We start from the raw sequence: 24,105 nt of genomic DNA, 5'->3' as shown, positions 1-24,105 counted from the left end.
CGAACGGGAGCGACGACGGGGGCACCGCGCGCCGCGCGCCCCCGGGCCGGCGGATCAAATTATGCTATTGGCCCAGAAGCTCCCGAGAACTGACCCGCGTAAATCAGCACCGATCTCCTGAGTAAATCAGTTTCCCAGCCTATGGAACGGGTGTTATTCGTGTCGGCGGTGGCAGCCCTGCCGGAGCCTGACAGCGTGACCAGCCGCGGGGGCCGGAAATCTGCTGATGTCTTGTCGGTGCCTTGTTTTCGGTGGAGGCTTGGGCCAGAATGGGCGTGCCATGTCCATTGGCCAGCTGCTATTTGACGCCGTGCTCCGGCCAACTCGACGACACCGACCCAAGCTCGTACGGGGGCGTGGGCGGGAGGGTGGTGGCGCTATGGCCGATTGGGATTTTCGCCTGCTCGGCACAGTAAAAGTGCTGGTAGACGGGGTGCCGCTCGTCCTCGGGCCGGTTAAACAGCGGCTGGTGCTGGCCGTGCTCGTGTCTCATGCCGGGCAGGTCGTCTCGGTCGACAGCCTCGTCGATCGGGTCTGGGAACGCCCGCCTTCCGCTGTGCGCAACGCGCTGTATGCCCACATCTCCCGGATTCGCCGACTACTGGCGAAGGTGGACAAATCCAATGCGGTGATGATATCACGAACATCGCAGGGTTACACACTCGAAGCATCGCCCGACATCATCGACGTCCGCAATTTCTTGAGCCTCGTCGAACGGGCGCGAAGCGAACCTGACCAGGGACGTAGGGCGGCTTTACTCGGTCGGGCTTTATCGCTGTGGCGTGGCCCCGCCATGGCCGACCTCTCCGGCCACTGGGTGAGCCGTACGCGCGAAACGTGGGGACAACAACGGCTGACCGCTGCCGTCGAATGGGCGAAACTGGAGACGGGCAACGGTCACCCGGACGTCGTGATCGACACGCTGACCGCCCTGACCATGGAGAATCCGCTGGCCGAGTCCATCGTCGCGGAACTGATGCGGGCGCTGCGGGCGGCGGGCCGCAGCGCCGAGGCGATCAACTGGTACGCCCGGACCCGTGAGCACTTCCTGGACGTCCTCGGTGTCGAACCGGGCCCCGAGTTGAACGAACTGCACGTGTCGATGCTGCGGTCCCGGTTCCGCACCCAGGGCGCTCAGCTACCGGTTCCGGAGAGCAGCGAACCGGCGAGGGCGGTCACCTCCTCCGTGCCGGCACAGTTGCCCGTCGACGCGGCGGTCTTCGTCGGCCGCACCGAGCGGCTGGCCGAACTCGACAGCCACCTGGCGGCGGGTGCCGGACCGGGGGGAGTCCGCGTGGTGATCTCCGGGTCGGCCGGTGTCGGCAAGACCGCGCTCGCGACGCACTGGGCACACCGGGTCCGTCACCTTTTTCCCGACGGTCAGCTCTATATCAACATGTACGGGTACGCCAATCGGGTGCCGGTCCGTCCCGCGGAGGCCCTCGCCCAGTTCGTCCGGGTCCTCGGGGCACCGATGCACACCATTCCGCTGGGGGTCGACGAACTCTCCGCGCTGTACCGATCGCTGCTGGCCGACCGCCGGGTGCTCGTGGTGATCGACAACGTGGCCGCGGTGGGCGACGTCCGTCCACTGCTTCCGGCGGCGCCCGGATGCATGGTCCTGGTCACGAGCCGGAACCGGCTCCGCGGGCTGGTGGCCCTGGACGGGGCGTACCGGCTGCAACTCGACGTGCTGACCCCCGACGACGCGACCACCATGTTCCACCACCTGCTCGGCACCCAGGCCCGGAGCACCAGGCCGGAGACCATCGGGGCACTGGCCGCCGCCTGCGCCTACCTGCCGCTCGCCATGCGTATCGCGGCCGCGACGATCGCCGACCGGCCGGGGCAGTCCGTCGAGCAGTACATCGACAGACTGAACGTCGACAACCGGCTCGACCTGCTGTCCACGGGTGACGACGAGCGCAGCATGGTGGGCGTCGCGTTCGATCTGTCGTACCGCATGCTGCCGGCCTGGGCGCGCACCATGTTCTGTCTGCTCGGTGTCGCGCCCGGACACGACATCTCCGTGTCCGCGGCGGCTGCGCTGCTGGGGGACACCACCGCCACGGCGGAGCTTCTTCTCGAGCAGTTGGTCGGCAGTCATCTGCTGGACGAGCGCAGCCCCGGCCGGTTCACCTACCACGACCTGCTGCGCCTGTACGCCAGGAGACAGGCGCAGATCGAGATCACCCCCGAGACGCGGCGCGCCGCCCTCCGCCGGCTGCTGGACCACTACCTGCACACGGCGGACTCCGCCGCCCGTCAGCTGTACCCACAGATGTTCCGGCTGCGGCTCCCCGACCCACCACCCGGCGTGCCGGTCATCCCGCTCGACGACCACCAGGCGGCCCTGGGCTGGCTGGACAACGAGCGACCCAACCTCGTGGCGCTCGCCAAGGGTGTCACCGACAGCGAGACACGCCCGTTGATCTGGATGCTCGCCGACACGCTGCGGGGATACCTCGCGCTGCGCCAGTACATGCACGACTGGTTCACGATCGCCGAGGCGGGCCTGGCCGCCGCGTGCGCCGAGGACAGCGCGATCGGGCAGGCTGCGGCGCATCACAGCCTCGCCCAGGCGTGCCACAGCATCACGCGCTACGCCAAGTCCATCACCCACCTTCGCCAGGCCCTGGCGCTGAGCGAGCAGGCCGGCTGGTCGGAGGGGCACACGGCGGCGCTGTGCAACCTGGGCATCGTCTACAGCGATCTCGGCGAGCTGGACGCGGCCGTCGCGCACTTCATGCAGGCGCTGCACGCCAACGAGGCCAACAACAGCCTCGCCGGCATCGCGGTCAACCTCAACAACCTCGGCGACACCTACCGGCGGATGGGCAAGCTGCCGGAAGCGATCGACTACCTCACCGCCGCGCTGGTTCGCTACCGGATGCTGAAGTCGCCGACCGGACAGGCGAGCGTACTGACCGCGCTGGGCGGGGTCCGCCGGGAACTGGGCCACCTGACCGCCGCCACCAGCCTGATCAGCGACGGTCTGGAGATCCATCGTGGCATCGGCGACCGTTACGGCGAGGCGACCGCCCTGATCGAGCTGAGTCGGGTACGGGCCGAGGGTGGTGAGGGCCAGGCCGCCCTCGCCACCGCGGCCAAGGCCTTCGAGCTGAGCAGGGAACTCGACGACCGGCAGATCGCCGCCGACGCCCACAACGCGATCGGGCAGGCATGGGCACTCCAGGGCGACGACCCGGCGGCCCTCACCCACTTCGAGCAGGCCCGGATCAGCGCCCAGCAGGCCGGATCGCTGCGCCCGGAGGCGGAGGCCCTGATCGGATCGGCGGTGCTGTTCGTCCGGACCGGCCGTCTCGGCGAGGCCGCCGATTGGGCCGGCCGTGCACTGGAGATGACCCGCCGAGCCGGTTACCGCAGCCTGGAACGGCGTGCCGCCGCCGCGCTGGAGGCCGCGCGGCGACCCCCGCCCGCCGCGCTGGTGTCACACCAGCGACGCGGCAGGGCGGCGGGGGTTCCCGTCGGGGGCCGACCGGGCGGTGACCCCGCCGAGACGCGCTGACCGACGCCGACCGCCCGTCCGCCGTCTCCGTCACCGCAGGGTGCCTGCGGCAGGTCGACGCGGGGGCGTCCGGGGTCGGTGACCGACGGGCGACGTCGGCGGGAATCTGTCGGCATGTCGACACCAGCCCCCATTCGCTACCGGAACTGGCCGTGACCTCGGCGGATCGCTCCGGCCTCCGGTCCCACGGCCGCGCGGTCCCCGGCGCGGTCGTGGCACAGTGCTCGGCATCCGTCCGGAGCCTCCGGACGACGGCCGCTGACCGCGACGTTCAGCAGAATCTGGGGAATCAGAGCATGGGTGCCGACTCGGACTGGGGCGATTTTCTGGCCGCCGACACGCCGATCGGGGACACCACCCCGGCCGGGGCGGTGGCGGCGCTGCCGGAACCGGCGGCGTCGGTCGTGGAGGCCGAGATCAGCGGGGCCGTCGGCGACCAGGACTGGTCGAACTGGCACGCGGACAGCGGCGACGACTGGGCCGACTCCGCCCAGGACTGGGCCGACTACGCGGTGGAGAACGCCGCGGCCGGCAACGTCGAGATCGCCGAGAGCGCCATGGCACGGGCGGCCGACCATGCCGACATCGCCGGGGACAACTACACCGCCTCCACCGACTACGCCGACGCCGCCGTCGACCATCTGGAGACCGCCGCCGCGGAGGTCGACTGGGCCACCAGCGGCACCGACACCGCGCCGACCGGCACCTCCTACGACGCGACCTCCTACGACGCCGGCACCTCCTACGACGCCGGGGGTTACGACGCCACCGCGTCCAGCTTCGACACCGGCGCCTCCTACGACGTGGCGGAATGAGCTGGGCCGACGCCGGTGGACCCGGTGCCCTGCCGCCGGCCGTCCCGGCCGGGCTGGAGCCCGGCCGGCTGGCGGCCGGCGCGGAGCGACGACTCGGCGCCCCGCCGAGCCTGGCCCGCCAGCAGCTGCTGCGCGGCCTGCGCGAACTCGCCTTCACGCTGAGTACCGAGCAGCTCAGCCTCCTGGAGGCGGTACGCGGCTCCCGCCTCGGTGGCGTCACGCTCTCGCCCACGCAGGTGCCGGTCCTGCTGCGGATCACCCTGGAGGCCGACGGCCCAGGGGTACGGGTGGGCGTGCTGCTGGTCGACCGCTGGCCGGGCAGGCTGGGCCGGAACTGGGGCGTGACCTCGGTGTACGTCAGCCTTTTCGAGTCCGTGCTGAGCACGTTCGACGCCGTCCTCGCCCGGCTCGACCCGGCGGCGGCGACCTCGTTCGCCCCGTGGTGGCGGCAGACGGGCCCCGGTGACGTGGCGGTGATGCAGCACGCCGCCGGGCTGGCCAACCGGGCGCAGGCGGTGCTCTCCCGGCATGCGGGACGGCTGCTCGACGGCGACGGACAGGCCCCCCGGCGGGCGGTGGTCACCCGTGCCGGCGGCGGCGCGGTCTTCGCCTTCGAGACGGCCGACGCGGTCGCCGAGGTCCCCGCCGAACTGGCCGACGGCATGTTGATGGTCGGCACGCTGATCGTCAGCCGGCCGGGCGGGATGCCGCCGAAGCTGGTCGGGCAGGTGCAGTCGCTGGTGTTCCGGGTCGAGGAACGCCTCGCGGCGGGTGGAACCGACCGGATCACCGTCGAACCGGCGGACGTGCCGGTGGTGACCTTCCTGCACCAGCAGGCCCGGCTGCGCGGCCTGCTGCCGGTGCGGACCCTGCGCACCTGCACCACCTGCCGGTTGGAGAAGGTCACCAATCCGGAGCTGGAACGCCGGCAGGAGCGCACCCGGCGTACCCGGGACCTGGCCAGCGGCATCAGCGGACTGGTCACGCCCTACGTGCTCGCCGGTCGGCTGGTGCAGCTCCAGGACAGGGGTCCGACGTTCGCCTGTCCCCGCTGTCAGGGGATGGACGCCGACGAGACGGTGGTGACGTACTGCCAGCGGTGCGGTGACCGCCGGGCCGAGACCGCGCTGCGCACCTGCCCGACGTGTCAGTTCGACTTCCGTGCTCTGGTCGGCGGGGATCAGGTCTGGCGGCCCAGGGCGGCCGTGCCGGCGGTCTCCGGCCCGGGGCCGAAGCCCGCCGAGGCCCTGCCGCCCGTCGGGCCGACGCCGGGCTACCGGCCCGACCCCGAGGCGGAGCAGTGGCCCCGTCCGCCGGGTTTCCCCTCCTGAGCGCCACCGGGTCGCGCCGCGTCGGCTGCCGACCCGTACCCGTGGTGGATGCTGGTGCCACCGGCGGCCCGCGCGACGCCCGCCGCCAGGTCGGCGGGGTTCGTCGCCGGCCGTGGCCTGGCGCAGCGGTCCGTCAGGGGCCGGCATGGAGGGCTTCTTCTGCTTCGCATTCGTCGCCGGCGTGGTCGGCGTCATCGTCTGGCAGTTCATCGAGACACAGCGGGCGGTAGCGACGACGACCGTCGCGTCCGCGCGTCCCCCCGCGGAGGCGGCGCAGATCGTCCGTGGCGCGTTCGGCGGTCCCCGGGCCGTGCTCTGGACGACGGCCGCCGGACCGGGAACGATCAACATGCGCCGGCGGGGAGTTCGTGGTGGCATCACGATGTCGATCACCGTCGAGCCGCGTCGGGGCGGCGGCTCCGAGGTGGCGATGTGGGCCTCGGAAACCGTCGTCTACCTCGGCTTCCTGGTCAACTTCGCCGGCGTGGTGAACCGGCGGAAGGCGGCCATCGGGCGGCTGCTGACGGCGGATCCGGCTGACCGCTGAGGAGCGCCTCGCCGTCGTCGGGTGGCGTCGGCACCAGGCCCCCGTCAGGGGAACGGCTGCGGCCCAGGACGTCGCCGTCCTGGGCCGCAGTGGTGGTGCCGGGTGCCGGTCAGATCTTGATGTCGCTGCACCACATGTAGGTCTGGTCCGCGTGGGACGCCTTCCAGATGAAGAACAGGATGTGGTTGCCGCTCCGCGACGACGGGATCGAGACGTTGAACGAGATGTTCTGTGCCGGTGCGTAACGCCCGGTCGTCGTGATCAGGTCGAGGTTGCCCCACCCGAGCCGCTGGGTGGCGGAGTTGAACCCCTGCTTGGTGACGTAGACCCGGAAGAAGTCGGCGCCGTGGCTGGCCTGGTCGTACATCTGGACCGTCAGGTTACGGCTGACGGTGGTCGCCTTCCACGCCCCGGGCTGGTTCAGCGAGTTGTTCCTGGACAGGGCGTTGCTGCACAGCTGCCCGTCCGGGGTGCTGGGCTGGTACTGGCCGGCCAGGCCGTCACGCAGCTGGCTCATCCAGTTCCACATGGTGTCAGGGTTGGCCTGGAAGGCCTGCCAGCACATCGGGTCCTGCTGCTGCATGGCGGGGTTGGTGTGCTGGCTGCCCCAGGTCTTCCAGCACTGGTAGGCGCGGGTCGCCGGGTTGATGACGGTGCCGTGGGCCTGGGCCGCCCCGATGGCGGGCAGCGTGCCGACAACCATGGCGAACATCAGGACGAGCGCCTGGAGGGACCGGCGGACGGTGGACCGGGGCCGTCCACCGGATTGGTCGGAGCTGTGTGAACGCACTGTTCATCCTCCATTCCTCGGTACGAAACATCGGGCTGCGAACGCTTCCGGACCCACTGTTACATCTATTGCAGCAAATATCAACGTTGATCAATGTTTAGTCGGATGTGGAGCGACCTGTCCGAGATCGCCGGATCGCTGGTGGGACGGCACGTACGCAGGACGGCGGTCACCGCGCCGTCGTGGTGCGGACCGGCGGCCGGGCGGGGAAGTACCACCCGGCCCGGCCGGTGGGGTCAGAACCCGGCCGCGGCGTCGTACCGGCGGCGCTGGTCGGCCATCTCCGGGGCGGTCAGCGCCTCCTGCTGCGCCACCGTGGCGTACCTGGCCGGGAACATCTCCCGCAGCCGGTCGACGAACCGGACCCCCTCCGTCGCCTCGACCACCTGGATGCCCGGGGGATCGGTGGACATGTCCATGATCACCGGCCCGGCCAGCTTCACCGCCACGTCCCAGGGGCGCTTCTGCTCGGCGATGCCGCACAGGTGGAAGCCGTAGACCTTCCGCACGTCGGCGAGCGCGGTGGCCGCCTCGGGCTCGTAGCCGTAGACCCGGACCCCGCAGATCACCGGCGCCTTCTCCTCGGTGCCGCCCTGCTGGGCGCCGTGCCCGGCGTGCTGGTGCTCACCCGGGTCCGCCTGTTCGAGCGTGGTACGCATCCGGGCGACGATCTGCGCCTGCAGGTCCGCCGGCTCCGTCTCCGGGCCGGCCCGCCTGGCCAGGAAGACCGTGCCGGCCGACACCGCCAGCAGGATCACCGCCACCCACACCAGGCGGTGCCGGTACCACCCCGCGGAACTCTCTGGGGAAATCATGATCGCTTCTCACCTCGTCGCCGGTTCTGGTGCGCTGGCCGACTGGATCGGACGCCCCGCCGGCAGGGGTGGAGCGCGTCGGCCGGCGGAGACACGTGCCGGGGCGCGGCATGGCGGAAGGCGGTCCCGCCCGCCATGGTGCCCGTCTCATGGCGATGGCCCGGCGACGTGGCGTGCGAGCGCCGACCGAGGCGGCGCGCTGCCGGCGCTGCGATGCTCCCGTGCTGGCCGTGGTCGGCACGGTTGCCCCCGTGCCGCGGCGATATGAGCCATTCCAACACGTCTGGATACGCTTGGCAACATTGACAGGCGTCGGTATGGGTTCGGCCCGCGCTGTCAGCTGACCGCCAGTGTCCAGGCACGGACAGTGTGCGCTGCCCGTGGTCGGTTCCGGTCGATGATGGGTCACGTCGACGCGCCGCCGCGACAGGCCGGCGGGCGTGGCGCTGCGGACAGGGGATGGTCATGTCGTTCGAGGTCGACTTCAACTGGGCGTCGCAGGGCGTCATCGAGACGGTGGCGGTGCCCTTCCCCTCCCTGGAGACGCCACCCGACGTGGTCGTCGCCGATCCTCCGGTCCCGCAGCTGGCCTTCAAGGAGTCCGGCCCGGTCACGGTCACCATGCTCGGCTGCGGCCGGTGGAACCGGGACACCAGTTACCGGTTCAACGCCGGGTGCAACCCGGAGCCGCACCGGGCGGCCGAGGTGGGGGAGCTCGGGCTGCTCACCGCCGCGGACGGGCAGCGGCTGGAGGACTGGTTCCTCCAGCGGTATCCGACCGCCAACCCGGTGGTGCTCAAGAACGGCGGGAAGTGGAACCTCACGCTCACCCGTAACGGGGCGGTCTACAACTTCCACACGGGCATTCGGCCCGCCCACGGGTAGCGGTCGGCGTGCGCGGGGGTCGGCGGGCGTGTCCGTCGGCCCCCGCGGAGCGCTGGGAGACCTCCCGGCAGCGAGGGCCGGTGTCCCTGGGCACGCCGGATAACCGGTCGTCGGCGTCGGGGTGGTGGGCTAGGGTGGAGGCCGTCGCGGAGGGGAGCGGATCGTGGCAGGTGACGACGACATCTCCGGGTGAGCACCGACAGCGGTGACCGTGCGGCACAGGTCGCGCCGGTGCACCGCCCAGGTCGTCGCGTGCCCGTCGCCGGGTGGCGGAGGTCCGCCCGGTTCGCCTGTCCTCCGAGGTCCTCATGTCCGACAGTCATGTCGTCAGCTCCGCCCTGTCCTTCTCCTGGCCGGACGACACCCCGGTCTTCACCGACCTGTCGTTCTCCCTGCCCGGCGGCCGTACCGGCCTGGTCGCGGCCAACGGCGCCGGCAAGTCGACCCTGCTGCGGCTGATCGCCGGTGAGCTGCGCCCGACCGGGGGCAGCGTCACCGTCGAGGGGGTGCTGGGCTACCTGCCCCAGCACCTGCCCTTCGCCCGGGACCAGACGGTCGCCGGGGTGCTCGGGGTCGACCGTGTCGTCGCCGCGCTGCACGCCATCGAGGCCGGGGACGTCGCCGAGGAGCACTTCACCACCGTCGGCGACGACTGGGACGTCGAGGAACGGACCCGGGTCGAACTCGACCGTCTCGGGCTGGCCGACGTCGGGTTGGACCGGCGGCTCGGCACCCTCAGCGGCGGGCAGGTGGTCTCCCTCGGCCTCGCCGCCGAGCTGCTCAAACGGCCCGACGTGCTGCTGCTGGACGAGCCGACCAACAACCTCGACCGGGCGGCGCGGGCACGGCTGACCGCGGTGCTGCGCTCCTGGACGGGGTGCCTGCTCGTGGTCAGCCACGACCGGGCGCTGCTGGACGAGATGGACCGCATCGCCGTCCTGGACCACGGTGAGATCCGCTGGTACGGCGGCAGCTTCACCGAGTACGAGCAGGCGGTACGGGCCGAGCGGGAGGTCGCCGACCGGCAGGTACGCCAGGCCGAGCAGGACGTACGGCGGCAGCGGCGTGAACTCCAGCAGGCCCGCGAACGGGCGGCCCGCCGGGCCGCCACCGCCTCACGGAACCTGGCCGACGCGGGGCTGGCCCGGATCGTCGCCGGCAAACTCCAGCGGGACGCGCAGGTGTCGGCGGCCAGGGCCAACGACGTGCACACCGCGCGGGCGCGCGACGCCCAGGCCCGGCTGGACCAGGCGAGCGACGCCGCCCGGCGCGACGACCACCTGGTGGTCGACCTGCCCGACCCGGCGGTGCCCGCCGGCCGGACCGTGTTCCGTGGCGAGGGCCTCCAGGCGGGGTACGGCGGCCGGTCGGTCTTCGACGGCGACGGTGTGGACCTGCACATCCGTGGCCCCGAGCGGATCGCCCTGACCGGTCCCAACGGCGCGGGGAAGTCCACCCTGCTGCGGTTGATCGCCGGTGACCAGGATCCCGTCGCCGGCACGGTCACCCGGGCACCGGGGCGGGTGGCGTACCTGTCGCAGCGCCTCGACCTGCTCGACCCGGACCGCACGGTCGTCGAGAACTTCGCCGCCTCCGCACCGGCGCGGACCGCGGCGGACCGGATGAACCTGCTGGCCCGGTTCCTGTTCCGGGGCGACCGCGCCCGGTTGCCGGTCGGCGTGCTCTCCGGTGGCGAGCTGCTGCGCGCCACGCTGGCCTGCGTGCTGTTCGCGGAGCCCGCGCCGCAGTTGCTGCTGCTCGACGAGCCCACCAACAACCTGGACCTGACCAGCGTCGCGCAGCTGGAGAGCGCGCTCCTGGCGTACCGGGGGGCGTTCGTCGTCGTCAGCCACGACGAACGGTTCCTGGCCGGGATCACCGTGCGCCGCTGGCTCCGGCTGGCCGACGGTCGGCTCACCGGGTCCGACGGGCCGAGCTGACCCCCCAGCGGGGCGAGGCGCGTCAGGTGGCGTCGGCGGCCTCCCGGATGAGGGCGACGAGCTGGGCGGCCTCCGGGATGGCCACGGTGTGCGAACCACCGGGCAGCTCCACCGTGCGCCGGGAGCCCGCCCGCTCGGCCATGAACCGGTGGGCCGCGACCGGGATGTTGAGGTCCTCGCTGCCGAACAGGAACCAGGACGGCAGCGACCGCCAGGCGGGCTCGCCGGAGGGTTCGTTCAGGGCGGCCTCGGTGATCGGCCGCTGGGTCACCGCCATCACGGCGGCCCGCTGCGCGGTCGAGTCGGCGGCGAACTGGTGGTGGTAGCGGTCCTGCCGGATGTAGAGGTCGGTGCCCCCGTCGGGGAGGGCGACGGTGGCCAGCGTCTCGCCCAGCGAGCTGCCGGGGAAACGTCCGGCCAGGTCGGCGGCGCTCTCCCCGGGCTCGGGGGCGAAGGCCCCGACGTAGACCAGTGCGGTCACGCCGGTGCCCGCCGGGGGCACGTTGGAGATCACCATCCCGCCGTACGAGTGCCCGACGAGGACGACCGGACCCTCGATCCCGGTGAGCACGGCGCGCAGCTGGTCGGCGTCGTGCCGGACCCCGCGCAGCGGGTTGGCCAGGGCCACGGCGGGATATCCGGCGTCGAGCAGCCCGGCGGTCACGCCGTCCCAGCTCGCCGACTCGGCGAAGGCCCCGTGGACGAGGACGACCGTCGGCCTGCCGGGCTGTGCGGTGGTGATGGACATCGCGGATCGCCTCCGGGCGCTGGTGCGGGTGTCGACCCTATTGTCGGGTCATCGGCGCACCACCCCGTCCGTCGACCGACCGGCTCACCCGACCGGGGTAGCCGGCGGCGCGGAGCCGCCGCGACCGAGAGGAGCCCACTGTGAGTGACCACCCCGAGGAGCCAGCCGTCACCGGGGCGGCGATCGACCCGACCGTGCCGCCGAGTGGACCGGGCTGTGTCGAGTGCGACGCCTCCGCCGGGTGGTGGTTCCACCTGCGGCGCTGCGCGGCCTGCGGCCATGTCGGCTGCTGCGACTCCTCGCCGGGCCAGCACGCGACGGCGCACGCTGCCGCGACCGGGCATCCGATGGTACGCAGTTTCGAGCCCGGTGAGTCGTGGTTCTGGGACTACGGCGAGGAGCGGTTCCACACCGACGGGCCGGAGCTGGCCGCCCCGTCCTCGCGCCCGCTCGACCAGCCCGCCCCCGGTCCCCGGGGACGGGTTCCGGCGGACTGGCGGCTGCGGCTGCACTGAGCGTCCGCCGCCGACCCCGGCGACACGGGCCTCGCCGGGGTCGGCGGCGACCAACATGCTGAGCATCGTCGATGCCTTGACACCCCAGATGCGATCGCTAACACTTGTCTGCAATGCGCGCGTAACAACCAGAACACATGTTTCCCACCGCGGTGGATGCAGGCCACGGCTGCTCGTGCGGCACGTCGACCGGGCTGAGGCTGTGGGCTCTGGCCTGCGCGCGCCTCATTCATGTTAGCGATAACATCGACGACAGTCCCGGGAGGGCAGCATGACCGTGGTCCCACGCCGACCAGCAGCGACCCCGACCTCCGGGGCCTCCCGGTCAACGCCGTCACGTACCCGGTCGGCACGCCGGCTGCTGATCACCCTGGCGGCTGCGCTCACCGTGCTGACCGGCGGCATCGTCGTCGCGTCCCCGCCGGCCACCGCCGCCACCAGCCAGTTCCGGGGCATGAACTGGGCCGTGCTGGGGGACAACTTCAGCAAGGGCCCGCTCGTGGTGCAGGGCCTGAGCGCCTCCGACAGCAACGCGACGATACGGGCCAAGGCCAACGCCCTCTACGACGACATGACCGCCACCATGGGGGTCAACACCGTCCGGCTGCCCGTCAACACCCACACCGTGGGGACGGCGTGGTGGGAGGCCTACCGGGGTGCCATCGACGCCGCCACCGACCGTGGGTTCAAGGTCATCCTGGCCTACTGGGAGGACGGCGCCGCCTCCGGCGGCCGGATCACCAACCTCGCCGCCTGGAACGCGATGTGGTCCACGGTGATCAACAACTACGGCTCGAACCCCAACGTCTACTTCGAGCCGATGAACGAGCCGCACGGCTACAGCTCGGCGGACTGGCGCAACGTCGCGGCGAACTGGCTCAGCTCCCACCCCTCGGCGCCGCCCGGCCGGGTGCTGATCGGCGGCACCGGATTCAGCCAGGATCTGCGGGACATCTGCAACGACAGCCGGTTCAACGCGACCCTGCTCTCCTTCCACTACTACGCCTTCTTCTACGGCGAGATGACCTACGACGCCTTCCTCGGCCACATCCAGGCCCGCCTGGGCAACTGCGCCTCCCGCGCGGTCGCCACCGAGTACGGCGCACCCATGAACGACGGCCGCAACTACGCCGACCCGAACAGCACCGACAACTTCGTGCGCTACATCCGGGCCATGGCCCAGGTGATGCGGAACAACCAGATGGGTGGCACCTACTGGCCCGCCCTCGGCGGCAAGCCCGGCACCATCGGCTACGACTGGTACTCGATGTACGCGCTCAGCGGCAGCGGCACCGACCTCAACCTGACCGTCCGCAACCCCTCCGGGTCCGACCGGATCCGCTACGGCTGGGGCGACACCATCGGCAACGAACCGACGACGCCCCCGCCGTCGACGGGGACGTACTACCGGATCACCGCGCGGCACAGCGGCAAGGCGATGGACGTCCAGCAGCCGAACACCGACAACGGCGCGCGGGTCGGGCAGTACACCTACGCCGGCAACGCCTGGCAGCAGTGGCAGTTCACCGACGCCGGCAGCGGCTACTGGCGCATCGTCAGCCGGCACAGCGGAAAGTGCCTCGACGTGACCAGCGCCTCCACCGCCGACGGGGCCGAACTCATCCAGTACACCTGCGGCAGCGGCACCAACCAGCAGTTCCAGCTGGTCACCAACGGCAGCTACTTCCAGCTCCGGGCCCGGCACAGCAACAAGTGCGTGGACGTGCCGGCCCTGTCGACCGCCGACGGCGTGATCCTCAAGCAGTACACCTGCAACACCGGCACCAACCAGCAGTGGTCGCGTACGGCCGTCTGACCATCCGGGACCACGGATCCACCGGCCGGGGGCGGACCCCGGCCGGTGGCGACGGGGCCGACCGGTCGCGGTGGACGACGGTGCCGGCCCGTCACGATGGTGTCGGCCGGTCGCGGTGCCGACCGGCCGCGCCGCGACGACCGGCGCGGTACGCGGGCGGGCCGCGCGGCCACGGGGACGTCGGACGTCAGGACGGCGCCCGCCCGCCTTACGCCCGGCCCGTCGCGGCGGGCAGCCGTACCTCGAACTGGCAGCCCCGAACGGTGTTGCGCACGTCGACCCGGCCGCCGTGGGCCTCGACGAGCCCCCGCACGATCGCCAGGCCGAGCCCGCCGCCGCCACCGGAGCCGACCGCGCCCGGTGTGCGGGCCCGCTCGCCCCGGAAGGCGACGTCGAAGACCCGGTCCAGATCCTGCTCGGGGATGCCACCGCAGGTGTCGGAGACGGCCAGCCACACGCTGTCGCGCTCGTGGCCGGCGGCGATGTGCACGGTGCCGTCCTCCGGGGTGTACCGGACGGAGTTGACCAGCAGGTTGCTGACCACCCGGGCGAGTTCGCGTTCCCCGGCGCGGACGGAGGGCCAGCCGCTGTCCGCGGCGACCAGGCGGATCCGGCGGCCGGCGGCGAGCGGCGCGACACCGGCGATCGCGTCGGACACGATGTCGCGCAGCGGCACGGTGGTGGGGACGAGCCGCAGCGCGCCCGCGTGGATCCGGGACAGCTCGAACAGGTCGTCGACGAGTTGCGCCATCCGGTCGCTCTCCACCCGGATCCGGCGGTGGTACTCGGCGACGGTGGCCGGGTCGTCGATGATCCGGTCCTCGAGGGCCTCGGCCATCGCCCGTAATCCGGCCAGTGGGGTGCGCAGGTCGTGCGACACCCAGGCGACGAGTTCGCGTCGCCCGGCCTCCAGCCGCCGTTCCCGCTCCCGGGCCGCCTGGGCCCAGACCGCGGAGGCGGCCAGCCGACTGCCGAAGACGGCGCCGACGGCGAGGCTGATCACCGCGGAGGCGCTCACGGTGACCAGGACGACCCACAGGTCGTGCGGGGACAGGAACATCGCCCGGGCGACGGTGGCGACGCCGACCACCACGGCGAGCACGGTGACGGTGAGCAGCACCAGCACGTGCAGCAGGATCGAGCGGCCCCGCAGCAGCCGGAGAATCCCGGCCCCGGCCAGCCCGACGACGCCGCCGGCGACGAGGGCGTAGAGCCCGATGAGCAGCATGTCCCTCACCGGCCGCCCCCCTCGTCGAGCGGATCGTAGCGGTAGCCGACACCCCACACGGTGCAGATCCGACGCGGTTCGGCCGGCTCCTTCTCGATCTTCTCGCGCAGCCGACGGACGTGGACGGTCACCGTCGACTGGTCGCCGAACTGCCAGCCCCAGACCTTGTCCAGCAGGTCGGCGCGGGACCATGCCCGCCCGGGGTGGCGCATCAGGAAGACCAGCAGGTCGAACTCCCGGACGGTCAGCGCCAGCGGCACCCCGTCCAGCTCGGCGACGCGGCGGGCGACGTCGACGGCCAGCTCCGCGTCGACGAGCCGGCCGAGGCCCGCCGGACCGGTGGCGGGTCCGGCGGTACGCCGCAGCACCGAACGGATCCGGAGCACGAGTTCCCGGGGCGAGAACGGCTTGGTCATGTAGTCGTCCGCGCCGACCTCCAGCCCCAGCACCCGGTCGGCCTCCTCGCCGAGGGCGGTCAGCATGATCACCGGCAGGTCGGGTAGCTGCCGGCGGATCCGGCGGCACACGTCGAGGCCGTTGATCCCGGGCATCATCAGGTCGAGCACCACGAGGTCGGGCCGCCGGGCGGCGATGGCCGCGAGCCCGGCGGCCCCGTCGGCGGCCAGCCGGACCTCGCAGCCGTCCTGTTCCAGGTAGCGCCGAACGACGTCGCTGACCGTGGGGTCGTCGTCGACCACCAACACCCGATGTCCCATCCCGGCCACGCTACCGACCGTCCGGTCGCGGGCCGTCCCCGCCAGGTGTTGCGGATTTCTTACCGCCCGTCCGCCGCCGGCGTCGCCGGTCCCGCCACAGCCCCGTCAGCGCCGTCGCGGCCACGACGAGCAGCAGCACCACGGCGAGGTTCCGACCGTACGTCAGCGGCAGTGCCGAGGGGTTGTCCGGGGACCGGCCGAAACCGAGCACGAGTGGCAACGCGACGACGGTGACCGTGCCGGCGCTGATCGCGGCCACCCGGGCCAGCGGACGGTGACGACGCGGGACGACCCGGGTGAGTACCGCACCGGCGGCCAGCAGCCCGACCATCCAGACGAGGTCGTGCCCGACCAGGACGCCGGCCAGGAAGAGCAGCACCCCGGCCGGCGACAGGTCGGGATCGGCCAGCGCGCCCAGCACGGCGTACCCCATGGTCAGCGTGCCGACCGCGACCAGCGCCACCCGGATCCTCACGGCGTCTCCCGGATGGTGATCCGGCCGAGCCACTTGGTCTGCCGCACCCCGGGCCGGTTCGGGGCGACCAGGCGGGCGGGGTAGCCGTGGTCGAGGTGCAGGGGTTCACCGCCCAACCGCAGGGCGACCAGGGTCAGCGGGTCACGCACGTGCGCCGGCCCGAGGGTCGACGTGCGGTACCGGCCGGCCGCCTCCAGCGAATCGACGACGACGGTCGCCCTCTCCGGGTCGCCGCCCACGAGGGCGACCAGGTCCCGCAGGCGTACGCCGCTCCACCGCCCGGTGGCGCTCCACCCCTCCACACAGGCGATCGGCAGCCGCGCGGTGTGCTGCTCCAACCCGTGCAGGGCGGCGAGGTCCAGCGCGACCTGCCCGGCCGGACCGGTGACCACCAGCCGGTACGCCGGGTCCAGCGCCAGGGCGGCCACCCCGGCGCGCTGCGCGGTCCGGTTGACCGGCAGCCCCTGCGGCCCGACGTCCGGCCGGCGGGGGGCGAGCACCGCCAGCCCGGACAGCGGCCGGACGGTCTGTCCGACCGTGGTCAGGGTGACCAGCCCGGCCGCGGCGGCGACCCCGCCGAGCAGGCCGCGCCGGCTGAGCCGGTCGGCCGGCAGCTCGTCGGTGGGACGGGTGAGCGCGGCGCGGACGACAGGCAGTTGCACGCCCACGTGCGCCAGCAGCGCGCCGACCGCCAGCCACGCCACCCAGTAGTGCCCGGCGGTGAAGAAGTACGGCATCGGCGCGTACCAGCGGGAGATGTTCAGCACCCCGCCGACCACCTGGAACAGCGCCGCGGCGACCAGCACGGCGACGCTGGCGCGTTCGACCGCGTGGGCGACCGAACGGATCGGCGGCCAGCCGAACAGGTGCGGGTAGACCGACCACAGCTTGGCCCCGAGCAGCGGCACCGTGGCCAGCCCGGTCGCCACGTGCAGACCCTGGGTGAACCGGTACAGCCCCACCGGGCGGGCCGGCCACCCGAGCCAGGCCGGCGGGTCCAGGGCCAGGTGACTGAGCAGCCCGGTGAGGAAGCAGACGGCGAACGTGACACCGAGCGCGACGCCGAGTTGGCTGGTCAGCCGGCTCGACCGCACCCGGGAGGGAAACCCGTCGGGGCGCAGCGGCCCGCGCCGCAGGGCCTCCGGCGGCGCCGGCAACGATGCCCGCCACCAGCCGGTGAGCCGCCGCCACCCGGCCGACCGGCCGGTCACCCCGGGGTGAGGGTGGCGAACCACCGCCCCGCCTCCGTCCAGGTCTCGCGCACCCGCAGCGCGGTGGCCCCGGCCAGCGCGGGGAGGTCGTCCAGGGGGACGCAGGCCCAGGGCAGGAGGCTGCCGGCGCCGCCCGGGGTCTGCACCGTGGCCGTGCCGGACCAGGCGGGGGTGCCCGGTGGCGCCAGCTCGGCGTGCAGGTGACCGTCGGTCGCCAGCAGCCGGCGACAGCGGCGCAGCAGCCGGTGCGGGTCACCGCCGATGCCGATGTTCCCGTCGGCCAGCAGCAGGTGCCGCCAGCGCCCGGCCCCCGGCACCGGGCCGAACACGTCCCGTCGCAGCGCCACCGCGCCCCGCCCCCGGGCCAGCCGGACCGCGATGGCGCTGACGTCGATACCGAGGGCCGGTAGGCCGGCGTCGAGCAGCGCGCCGGTGAGCCGGCCGGGACCGCAGCCGACGTCGAGGGTGGGGCCGGTGCAGCGGGCGAGCAGCGTGGCGTCCCCGGCGGTGGCGTCCCGGCACCACACGGCCGGATCGAACCGGAGCACCCCGCCGCTCGGGTGCCGGGCCGTGAAGGCGGCGGGGACGCCCGAGGCGGCCCGGTCGAAGACCGCGTCGAAGACCGCGACGGCGCTCACCGGGCGACCGCCGTCGGTGACGGCACACCGGCCGCCACGGCGACGGTCGGCACGATGGCTGCGACGGGGGCAGCCGCCATGGTGGCGGTCGGTACGTGGGCGGCTGCGGTTGCGGTCGGCACGTGGGCCGCTGCCGCGGCGGTCGGTACGTGGGCCGCGACGGCGGCGGCGAACCGGCTGCTGGCCGGGCACTCGGCGGCCACCGCGTGGGCGTCGGCCGCGGTGTCCACGTCGCGCAGGCGGGGCAGCAGGTGGACCCGCAGGCCGCGGCGGCGCAACGCGGCCAGGGTGAGCCGTCCGGTGTCCGCCACCGAGGTCGGGATCGTGCGTAGCACCTCGGCGTGGCCGGGGTCGCGCAGGCCCAGCGTCCACCACCCGCCGTCGTCGGCCGGCCCGAACACCGCGTCCGGACCGTCCGACGCGCCGAGCAGCCGTACCGCCGAGTCCAGCTGACCGACGGTGAGCTGCGGGGTGTCCATGCCGATCAGCAGGGCGGCGGTGCCGGCCGCGCGGGTGTCGGCGAACGCGGCGGCGAGCCGGTCGCCCAGCGGACCGCCCCGCTGGGCGAGCGCGGTCCAGCCCGGCGGGGCCGGATAATCGCCGTCGACGACCAGGACCCGCGCGCCGGCCGTGGCCGTAGTGACGGTGGCGAGGGTGTCGGCGAGGGCGGCCGCGGCGACCCGGGCCGCCTGTTCGGGGGTGCAGGGCGGGCAGAGCCGGGTCTTGACCCGGCCCGGCTCCGGCTTCTTGGCCAGCACCAGCACCTGGGGGCCGTTCACCGGGCCAGCACCGCGCCCATGTCCCGGACCGCGCGGGCGGTGCCGAGCAGGGTTCCGGTGACCTTGGACCGGGTGCCGGCCGCCCGGGGGTGGTAGTCGACCTCGACCTCGACCACCCGCCAGCCGGCCCGATCGGCCGCGATCAGCAGCTCCAGCGGATAGCCGAAGCGGCGGTCCCGCAACCCCAGCGCCAGCAGGTCGTCCCGGCGGACGGCCCGGATCGGCCCGATGTCGTGGACGTCGAGGCCGGTCGTGCGGCGCAGCCGGTGGGCCAGGAAGGCGTTGGCGGCGCGGGCGTGCAGCGGCCACACCCCGGGGGCGGTCGGGCGACGTCGCCCGGTGCCCAGCTCCGCCTCGCCGACGGCGACCGGGCCGACCAGCCGGGGCAGCTGCGCCGGGTCGAAGGACCCGTCGGCGTCCATGACGCACACCACCCCGTCGTCGGGGTCGGCCGCCAGGACGCCGGCGTGCACGGCCGCGCCGTACCCGGGTTCGGCCACGCTGATCACCTCGGCGCCGCAGGCACGGGCCACCGCCGCCGAGTCGTCGGTGGAGCCGTTGTCCACCACGATCGGCCGGTAGCCGGCCGGCATCCGGGCCAGCAGGTCGGGCAGGGCCGGGGCCTCGTTGCGGCAGGGAAGAACCACATCGGTCATGCTGCGGACGCTAGGACAGGATCCGCCCGGAAATCCTTACCGGCCGGTGACGGTGTTCCCGGCACCGGCGGCCGGGTGCGGAGTTCTTACGAACCGCTGACGGGCGGCGTCACCGGGGGCGGTCGGCCGCCTCCCGGCTCTACCGTCGGCGCGTGACCCACGTACTCGTCACCGGCGGCGCCGGTTTCATCGGAACCCATGTCGTGACCGCCCTGCAGGATGCGGGCCACCGGGTGACAGTGCTGGACTCCGGTCATCCCGGCGCCCACCGGCAACCGCTGCCGGACACCGTGGCGGGCGCTCCGCTCGTCCGGGCCGACCTGCGCGACCGGTCCGCCGTGGACGGGGCGCTGGCCGGGGTGGACGTGGTGGTCCACCAGGCGGCCATGGTGGGACTCGGCGTCGACCTGGACGACCTGCCGGAGTACGCCGGCTGCAACGACCTCGGCACGGCCGTCCTGCTCGCCGCGATGGCCCGCGCCGGGGTGCACCGGCTGGTGCTGGCCAGTTCCATGGTGGTCTACGGCGAGGGGGCCTACGCCTGCCCCGTGCACGGGCCGGTCCGTCCCGCCGCGCGCACCGTCGCCGATCTGGCCGCCGCCCGCTTCGAGCCGACCTGCCCGCGCTGCGGTGCCGCCGTCGTCGCCGGACTGGTCGACGAGGACGCTCCACCGGATCCGCGCAGCGGCTACGCCGCCACCAAACTGGCCCAGGAGCACCTCACCGCGGTCTGGGCCCGGCAGACCGGGGGCTCCGTGGTGGCGCTGCGGTACCACAACGTCTACGGGCCGGGCATGCCCCGGGACACGCCGTACAGCGGGGTGGCGGCGATCTTCCGCTCCTCGATCGAGGGCGGCCGGCCGCCCCGGGTGTTCGAGGACGGCGGCCAGCGCCGCGACTTCGTGCACGTCCGGGACGTGGCGGCGGCCAACCTGGCGGCGCTGGAGGCGACCGGGACGCGCACCGGCTGGCGGGCGTACAACATCGCCTCCGGCCGCCCGGCCACCATCGGCGAGCTGGCCACGGAGTTGGCGCGGGCGGCCGGTGGCCGCCCGCCGGTAATCACCGGTGAGTTCCGGCTCGCCGACGTGCGGCACGTGGTCGCCTCGCCCGCCCGTGCCGAGGCCGAACTCGGCTTCCGGGCCGCCGTGGGCCTCACCGACGGGATCGCGGAGTTCGCGTACGCACCGCTGCGCGGGTGAGCGGCCCTCCGCGGGTGAACGGCGGTGCGCGGGTGAACGGCGCTGCGCGGGTGAGCGGCGGTGCGCGGCACCGCCCGCCGCGCGCCGACCTGATCGCCGCCGCCGCCGCGGTCGGCCTGTTCGCGGTGGCCGCCGTCGCCGGCGGCGTGCTGTACCTGACGGGCCGCCCGGTGCACGCCAGCGCGGCGCCGCTGTTCGCGCAGTGGCTGCCGCACGTCGGCCCCGGCACCCCGCTGGCCGTGCTGCTGGCCGTGCTGGTCTGGTGGCGCGGTCCGGCGTTGGCAGCCCGGCTGCCGTGGCGACCGCTGCTCGCGCTCTCCTATGCCGCCGCGGTGGCCTGGACGCTGTCGCTCGCCCTGGTCGACGGCTGGCAGCGGGGCGTCGCCGGCCGGCTGACCACCGAGTTCGAGTACCTGCACGAGGTGCCCGGCGTCACCGACATCCCGGCGATGCTGGCCGGCTTCACCGGCCGGATCCTCGACCAGCAACCGGATTCCTGGACCACCCACGTGTCCGGCCACCCGCCGGGGGCGCTGCTTGTCTTCGTCCTGCTCGACCGGGCCGGGCTCGGCGGCGGCGGGTGGGCCGGCATGCTGTGCGTGCTGGCGGCGGGGCTCGTCGCCGTCGCCGTGCCGCACACGGTACGGCTGCTCGGCACCGACGAGGCGGCCCGGGCCGTGGTGCCGTTCGTGGTGCTGTTCCCCGGGGCGGTCTGGTGGGGCGTCTCGGCCGACGGGCTGTTCGCCGGGGTGACCGCCACCGGAGTCGCCCTGGTGGCGCACGGGGCGGTGCGGGGGCGTGCGGTGGGCGCGGTGGCCGGCGGCACCCTGTTGGCCCTCGGCTGCTACCTGTCCTACGGGCTGGTCCTGATGGCCCCGATCGCGCTGGTGGTGGTCGTGCTCGCCGGCTGGCGCTGGCGCACGGTGGGCGGGGTACTGCTCGGGGCGGTGCCGGTCGTGGTCGCGTTCACCGCCGCCGGCTTCTGGTGGCCCACCGGCTACCACCTCGTCATCGAGCGCTACTACCAGGGCGTCGCCAGCGACCGGGCGTACGGCTACTGGGTGTGGGCGAACCTCGCGCTGGTCACCGTCGCCGCCGGGCCGGTGGCGGCGGTGATCGTCCGGCGGGCGGTGCCGGCCGCCCGGCAGGCCGTCGCGTGGCATCTGTCGGGTCTGCGCTGGTCGGATCTGCGCCCGTCGGGTCTTCGCCGGCCGGACCCGCGTCTCTCGGGCCTGCGCCGGTCGTCGGGTGTGGACCCGGCCGGTTGGCTGCTGGTCCTCGCCGCCACGGCGGTGATCCTCGCGGCGGACCTGTCCGGCTACAGCAAGGCCGAGGTCGAACGCATCTGGCTACCCTTCACGGTCTGGCTGATGGCCGGCGCGGCCCTGATCCCGCCCGCCGACCGGCGTGGCTGGCTGGCCGTGCAGGCGGCGGTGGCCCTCACCGTCAACCATCTGCTCCTGACGGGCTGGTAGCCGGGACAGCCCACCCTTTGCGGCGGGATTTCTTACCGAAACATGACGTACCCGGCGAACGGTGACCTTCCACCGCCCGCCGGCCCGTATCCGGGAGCGACAACACACCACCGGAGCCGCTTCCCGGCTGTGAGGAGATTCCGATGAACCGCAGAAAGAACGGGACGCCGCTGGTGCGGTCGCGGCCGGCCCGGCTCGCCATGGCGGCGGTCGTGCTGGCGGCCAGCGGGGCGCTGACCGTCACCTTCGTCTCCAGCGGCGGCAAGGGCACCGCGGACGCCGCCACCAGCCTGGACCAGTTCGTGAAGATCGAGGACGTGGCGCCGAACGTGCAGAACCCGAAGCCGGCCGCCGGTGGGTCGACCGGCCGGTTCACCGTCGACTGCGGCACGAACGGCAACGGCAAGTTCAGCCCGGACAACCCGGTGGCCCAGCCCGGCATCCGCAACGGCGCCGAACACGTCCACGACTTCGTCGGCAACCTGGCCATCACCGCGAACTCCTCCGACGCCGACCTGGACGCCTCCGGCACCACCTGCCGCAACGGTGACAAGTCGTCCTACTTCTGGCCGGTCGTCCGCATCGACAAGGCCGTGCGTAGCGGCGACCAGGTCCAGCAGGCCCTCGCCCAGACCCAGCCGATGGTCGTCTGCCCCTCGGTCGGCAGGCGGCTGCGCGCCGTCCCCACCGGAGCCCGGGCCACCGTCGACCGGCTGCTGGCCGAGCTGGACCGTCAGCAGGCCGCCGCGAACCAGCGGATGACCGGTAGCCGGGGGCGCATCGACGCCGCGTTCAACCGGCAGGTCATCGACTCGCTGCGGACCCGCCGCGCGGCCATGATCAAGGAGATCAGCCGTACGGTCACCGCTGCCGGCGGCAACCAGCCGGGTCTGGTCTCGCTGGTCGAGTGCGACATCAGCTACGACGACATGCACGCCCGGATGCCCGGCGCCACCCACCGGGCGAGCGTCAGGGCCGCCCAGGCCGCGAATCCGCGGATCCAGTGCCCCACCGTGCGGGACAAGCTCCCCGGCGTGCCCGCCGGGGCGCTCGCCGAGGTGAACCGTAACCTCGACGAACTGGACCGGCAGATCTCCGAGGCCAACGAGCGTCTCGTCACCAGCCGGGGCCAGGGCGGTCCGGCCTTCGTCGACAACGCCATCCTCGGCCCGTTGCGCGCCAAGCGGACCGCCGTGCTCGACCGGATCGCCATCGCGATCGGCCGGCAGGCCGCCCGCCCGCAGGGTCTCGACGCGTTCGCCGCCTGCACCCTGGACCAGGCCCCGGGCAACCCGGCGACGCCCGGCACCGCGCCGACGAGCACCGCGCCGACGACTGCCGCGCCCACCGCCACCGCGCTGCCCGATCCGCAGGGGCCGGATTTCGAACTGCCCGGCAACACCGGCGGCATCGTCCGCCCGGCGCAGGTGCTGATCGAGTACCGCGGCAATCCCGTCAGCACGGTGGTGCCGATGCCGAAGTTCCTCCGGGCGCTCACCGGCGACGCCAAGCCGACCAGCCGCGGCCCGGCCAACGCCCGCGCCACCTGGAGCTGCTCGGGCTTCGCCGACCGGCTCTCCGACAGGTACCCGATCTGTCCCGCCGGCAGCCAGGTGCAGCGGGTGCACGACTTCCCCGGCTGCTGGGACGGCAGGAACATCGACAGCGACAACCACCGCAACCACGTCGCGTTCGCCGACCGGGCCACCGGCGCCTGCCCGCAGGGCTTCCGGGCGATCCCACAGCTGCGGATCACGGTGGCCTACGACATCGCCCGCGACGTGCAGGTCAGGGGCCAGTACGCCCTCGACTCGTTCCCCGAGGAGAACCACAACCCGTTCTCCGACCACAACGACTTCGTCAACGTGAACTCCGCCCAGACCATGCAACGCATCGTCACCTGCATCAACAAGGGCAGGAACTGCTCCTGACGATCCGGGCGCGCACTGCCCCGGCGGCCCGGGGTGGGAGTCTGGTCAGACCCCGCCCCGGGC

At 73.3% G+C, this 24,105-nt stretch carries 21 protein-coding genes; 11 read left to right on the top strand and 10 right to left on the bottom strand.

What is annotated here, in order from left to right:
• The first annotated feature begins 379 nt into the window (after nt 1-379).
• The 4 genes from O7625_RS25865 to O7625_RS25850 all read left to right on the top strand — a co-directional run bounded on the left by O7625_RS25865 (nt 380) and on the right by O7625_RS25850 (nt 6,222).
• A complete protein-coding gene (locus O7625_RS25865; protein WP_282342309.1) occupies nt 380-3,529 on the top strand; it encodes a BTAD domain-containing putative transcriptional regulator in 3,150 nt (1,049 codons plus the stop codon).
• Nucleotides 3,530-3,825: 296 nt separating this feature from the next.
• Nucleotides 3,826-4,344, top strand: a complete 519-nt coding sequence (locus O7625_RS25860) for a hypothetical protein (RefSeq protein WP_282342307.1) — start codon at nt 3,826-3,828, stop codon at nt 4,342-4,344.
• Nucleotides 4,341-5,675, top strand: coding sequence for a hypothetical protein (locus O7625_RS25855; RefSeq protein WP_282342305.1), 1,335 nt, complete (start codon nt 4,341-4,343; stop codon nt 5,673-5,675). The genes O7625_RS25860 and O7625_RS25855 overlap by 4 nt, the downstream gene beginning before the upstream one ends.
• Nucleotides 5,676-5,820: 145 nt before the next feature.
• The gene (locus O7625_RS25850; RefSeq protein ID WP_282342303.1) at nt 5,821-6,222 is read left to right on the top strand and encodes a hypothetical protein; all 402 of its coding nucleotides are present in this window, start codon (nt 5,821-5,823) and stop codon (nt 6,220-6,222) included.
• A 109-nt stretch (nt 6,223-6,331) separates the two neighbouring features.
• Here O7625_RS25850 and O7625_RS25845 read toward each other — a convergent pair whose 3' ends face one another.
• Both O7625_RS25845 and O7625_RS25840 read right to left on the bottom strand, forming a co-directional pair.
• A complete protein-coding gene (locus tag O7625_RS25845; RefSeq protein ID WP_067301573.1) occupies nt 6,332-7,012 on the bottom strand; it encodes a lytic polysaccharide monooxygenase in 681 nt (226 codons plus the stop codon).
• Between the two features lie 236 nt (nt 7,013-7,248).
• Nucleotides 7,249-7,827 (bottom strand): hypothetical protein, encoded by a 579-nt coding sequence (locus O7625_RS25840; RefSeq protein WP_282342301.1) that lies wholly within the window; start codon nt 7,825-7,827, stop codon nt 7,249-7,251.
• A gap of 465 nt (nt 7,828-8,292) precedes the next feature.
• Here O7625_RS25840 and O7625_RS25835 point away from each other — a divergent pair, with 465 nt between their 5' ends.
• Together O7625_RS25835 and O7625_RS25830 are read left to right on the top strand one after the other, a co-directional pair.
• The gene (locus tag O7625_RS25835) at nt 8,293-8,712 is read left to right on the top strand and encodes a hypothetical protein (RefSeq protein ID WP_157517430.1); all 420 of its coding nucleotides are present in this window, start codon (nt 8,293-8,295) and stop codon (nt 8,710-8,712) included.
• A 308-nt stretch (nt 8,713-9,020) separates the two neighbouring features.
• Nucleotides 9,021-10,652, top strand: a complete 1,632-nt coding sequence (locus tag O7625_RS25830) for an ABC-F family ATP-binding cassette domain-containing protein (protein ID WP_282342300.1) — start codon at nt 9,021-9,023, stop codon at nt 10,650-10,652.
• A gap of 22 nt (nt 10,653-10,674) precedes the next feature.
• Here the strand turns inward: O7625_RS25830 and O7625_RS25825 are convergent, their stop codons facing one another.
• Nucleotides 10,675-11,400, bottom strand: coding sequence for an alpha/beta hydrolase (locus O7625_RS25825; RefSeq protein ID WP_282342298.1), 726 nt, complete (start codon nt 11,398-11,400; stop codon nt 10,675-10,677).
• Between the two features lie 140 nt (nt 11,401-11,540).
• Here O7625_RS25825 and O7625_RS25820 point away from each other — a divergent pair, with 140 nt between their 5' ends.
• Together O7625_RS25820 and O7625_RS25815 are read left to right on the top strand one after the other, a co-directional pair.
• Nucleotides 11,541-11,915, top strand: a complete 375-nt coding sequence (locus tag O7625_RS25820; RefSeq protein WP_282342297.1) for a UBP-type zinc finger domain-containing protein — start codon at nt 11,541-11,543, stop codon at nt 11,913-11,915.
• A gap of 271 nt (nt 11,916-12,186) precedes the next feature.
• Nucleotides 12,187-13,731 (top strand): RICIN domain-containing protein, encoded by a 1,545-nt coding sequence (locus tag O7625_RS25815; RefSeq protein WP_282342296.1) that lies wholly within the window; start codon nt 12,187-12,189, stop codon nt 13,729-13,731.
• Between the two features lie 208 nt (nt 13,732-13,939).
• On the opposite strand, the gene O7625_RS25810 is transcribed toward O7625_RS25815, so the two are convergent.
• The 7 genes from O7625_RS25810 to O7625_RS25780 all read right to left on the bottom strand — a co-directional run bounded on the left by O7625_RS25810 (nt 13,940) and on the right by O7625_RS25780 (nt 19,434).
• Nucleotides 13,940-14,968, bottom strand: a complete 1,029-nt coding sequence (locus O7625_RS25810) for a HAMP domain-containing sensor histidine kinase (RefSeq protein WP_282342295.1) — start codon at nt 14,966-14,968, stop codon at nt 13,940-13,942.
• Complete coding sequence (locus tag O7625_RS25805; protein ID WP_282342293.1) at nt 14,965-15,675, bottom strand: response regulator transcription factor; 711 nt, start codon at nt 15,673-15,675, stop codon at nt 14,965-14,967. The genes O7625_RS25810 and O7625_RS25805 overlap by 4 nt, the downstream gene beginning before the upstream one ends.
• Nucleotides 15,676-15,685: 10 nt before the next feature.
• Nucleotides 15,686-16,150 carry a hypothetical protein gene (locus tag O7625_RS25800; protein ID WP_282342291.1) on the bottom strand — a complete coding sequence of 155 codons (465 nt, stop codon included), beginning with the start codon at nt 16,148-16,150 and terminating at the stop codon, nt 15,686-15,688.
• Nucleotides 16,147-17,361 (bottom strand): molybdopterin-dependent oxidoreductase, encoded by a 1,215-nt coding sequence (locus O7625_RS25795; RefSeq protein ID WP_282342287.1) that lies wholly within the window; start codon nt 17,359-17,361, stop codon nt 16,147-16,149. The genes O7625_RS25800 and O7625_RS25795 overlap by 4 nt, the downstream gene beginning before the upstream one ends.
• Nucleotides 17,358-17,909, bottom strand: a complete 552-nt coding sequence (locus O7625_RS25790; RefSeq protein WP_282347091.1) for a class I SAM-dependent methyltransferase — start codon at nt 17,907-17,909, stop codon at nt 17,358-17,360. Before O7625_RS25790 ends, O7625_RS25795 begins: the two co-directional genes overlap by 4 nt.
• Before the next feature lie 86 nt (nt 17,910-17,995).
• The gene (locus tag O7625_RS25785) at nt 17,996-18,778 is read right to left on the bottom strand and encodes a TIGR04282 family arsenosugar biosynthesis glycosyltransferase (RefSeq protein ID WP_282342286.1); all 783 of its coding nucleotides are present in this window, start codon (nt 18,776-18,778) and stop codon (nt 17,996-17,998) included.
• Nucleotides 18,775-19,434, bottom strand: coding sequence for a glycosyltransferase family 2 protein (locus O7625_RS25780; protein WP_282342285.1), 660 nt, complete (start codon nt 19,432-19,434; stop codon nt 18,775-18,777). The genes O7625_RS25785 and O7625_RS25780 overlap by 4 nt, the downstream gene beginning before the upstream one ends.
• Before the next feature lie 152 nt (nt 19,435-19,586).
• On the opposite strand from O7625_RS25780, the gene O7625_RS25775 reads away from it, so the two are divergent.
• The 3 genes from O7625_RS25775 (at nt 19,587) to O7625_RS25765 (ending at nt 24,042) form a co-directional block, all read left to right on the top strand.
• Nucleotides 19,587-20,636, top strand: coding sequence for an NAD-dependent epimerase/dehydratase family protein (locus tag O7625_RS25775; protein WP_282342284.1), 1,050 nt, complete (start codon nt 19,587-19,589; stop codon nt 20,634-20,636).
• Between the two features lie 32 nt (nt 20,637-20,668).
• Nucleotides 20,669-22,111: a hypothetical protein gene (locus tag O7625_RS25770; protein WP_282342282.1), complete on the top strand. Its 1,443-nt coding sequence runs from the start codon at nt 20,669-20,671 to the stop codon at nt 22,109-22,111.
• 143 nt (nt 22,112-22,254) lie between these two features.
• The gene (locus O7625_RS25765) at nt 22,255-24,042 is read left to right on the top strand and encodes a DUF1996 domain-containing protein (RefSeq protein WP_282342280.1); all 1,788 of its coding nucleotides are present in this window, start codon (nt 22,255-22,257) and stop codon (nt 24,040-24,042) included.
• Nucleotides 24,043-24,105 lie beyond the last annotated feature (63 nt).

Origin of the sequence: Micromonospora sp. WMMD714 (assembly GCF_029581315.1) — a bacterium.
Lineage (GTDB): Bacteria > Actinomycetota > Actinomycetes > Mycobacteriales > Micromonosporaceae > Micromonospora > Micromonospora rifamycinica.
The sequence above is the reverse complement of the archived record's forward strand: the minus strand, read 5'-3'. Positions and strand labels throughout refer to the sequence as shown.

Coding starts and splice junctions, on each gene's coding strand:
- O7625_RS25865 (WP_282342309.1), top strand. CDS start 380: ATGGCCGATTGGGATTTTCGCCTGCTCGGCACAGTAAAAGTGCTGGTA.
- O7625_RS25860 (WP_282342307.1), top strand. CDS start 3,826: ATGGGTGCCGACTCGGACTGGGGCGATTTTCTGGCCGCCGACACGCCG.
- O7625_RS25855 (WP_282342305.1), top strand. CDS start 4,341: ATGAGCTGGGCCGACGCCGGTGGACCCGGTGCCCTGCCGCCGGCCGTC.
- O7625_RS25850 (WP_282342303.1), top strand. CDS start 5,821: ATGGAGGGCTTCTTCTGCTTCGCATTCGTCGCCGGCGTGGTCGGCGTC.
- O7625_RS25840 (WP_282342301.1), bottom strand. CDS start 7,827: ATGATTTCCCCAGAGAGTTCCGCGGGGTGGTACCGGCACCGCCTGGTG.
- O7625_RS25835 (WP_157517430.1), top strand. CDS start 8,293: ATGTCGTTCGAGGTCGACTTCAACTGGGCGTCGCAGGGCGTCATCGAG.
- O7625_RS25830 (WP_282342300.1), top strand. CDS start 9,021: ATGTCCGACAGTCATGTCGTCAGCTCCGCCCTGTCCTTCTCCTGGCCG.
- O7625_RS25825 (WP_282342298.1), bottom strand. CDS start 11,400: ATGTCCATCACCACCGCACAGCCCGGCAGGCCGACGGTCGTCCTCGTC.
- O7625_RS25815 (WP_282342296.1), top strand. CDS start 12,187: ATGACCGTGGTCCCACGCCGACCAGCAGCGACCCCGACCTCCGGGGCC.
- O7625_RS25805 (WP_282342293.1), bottom strand. CDS start 15,675: ATGGGACATCGGGTGTTGGTGGTCGACGACGACCCCACGGTCAGCGAC.
- O7625_RS25780 (WP_282342285.1), bottom strand. CDS start 19,434: ATGACCGATGTGGTTCTTCCCTGCCGCAACGAGGCCCCGGCCCTGCCC.
- O7625_RS25765 (WP_282342280.1), top strand. CDS start 22,255: ATGAACCGCAGAAAGAACGGGACGCCGCTGGTGCGGTCGCGGCCGGCC.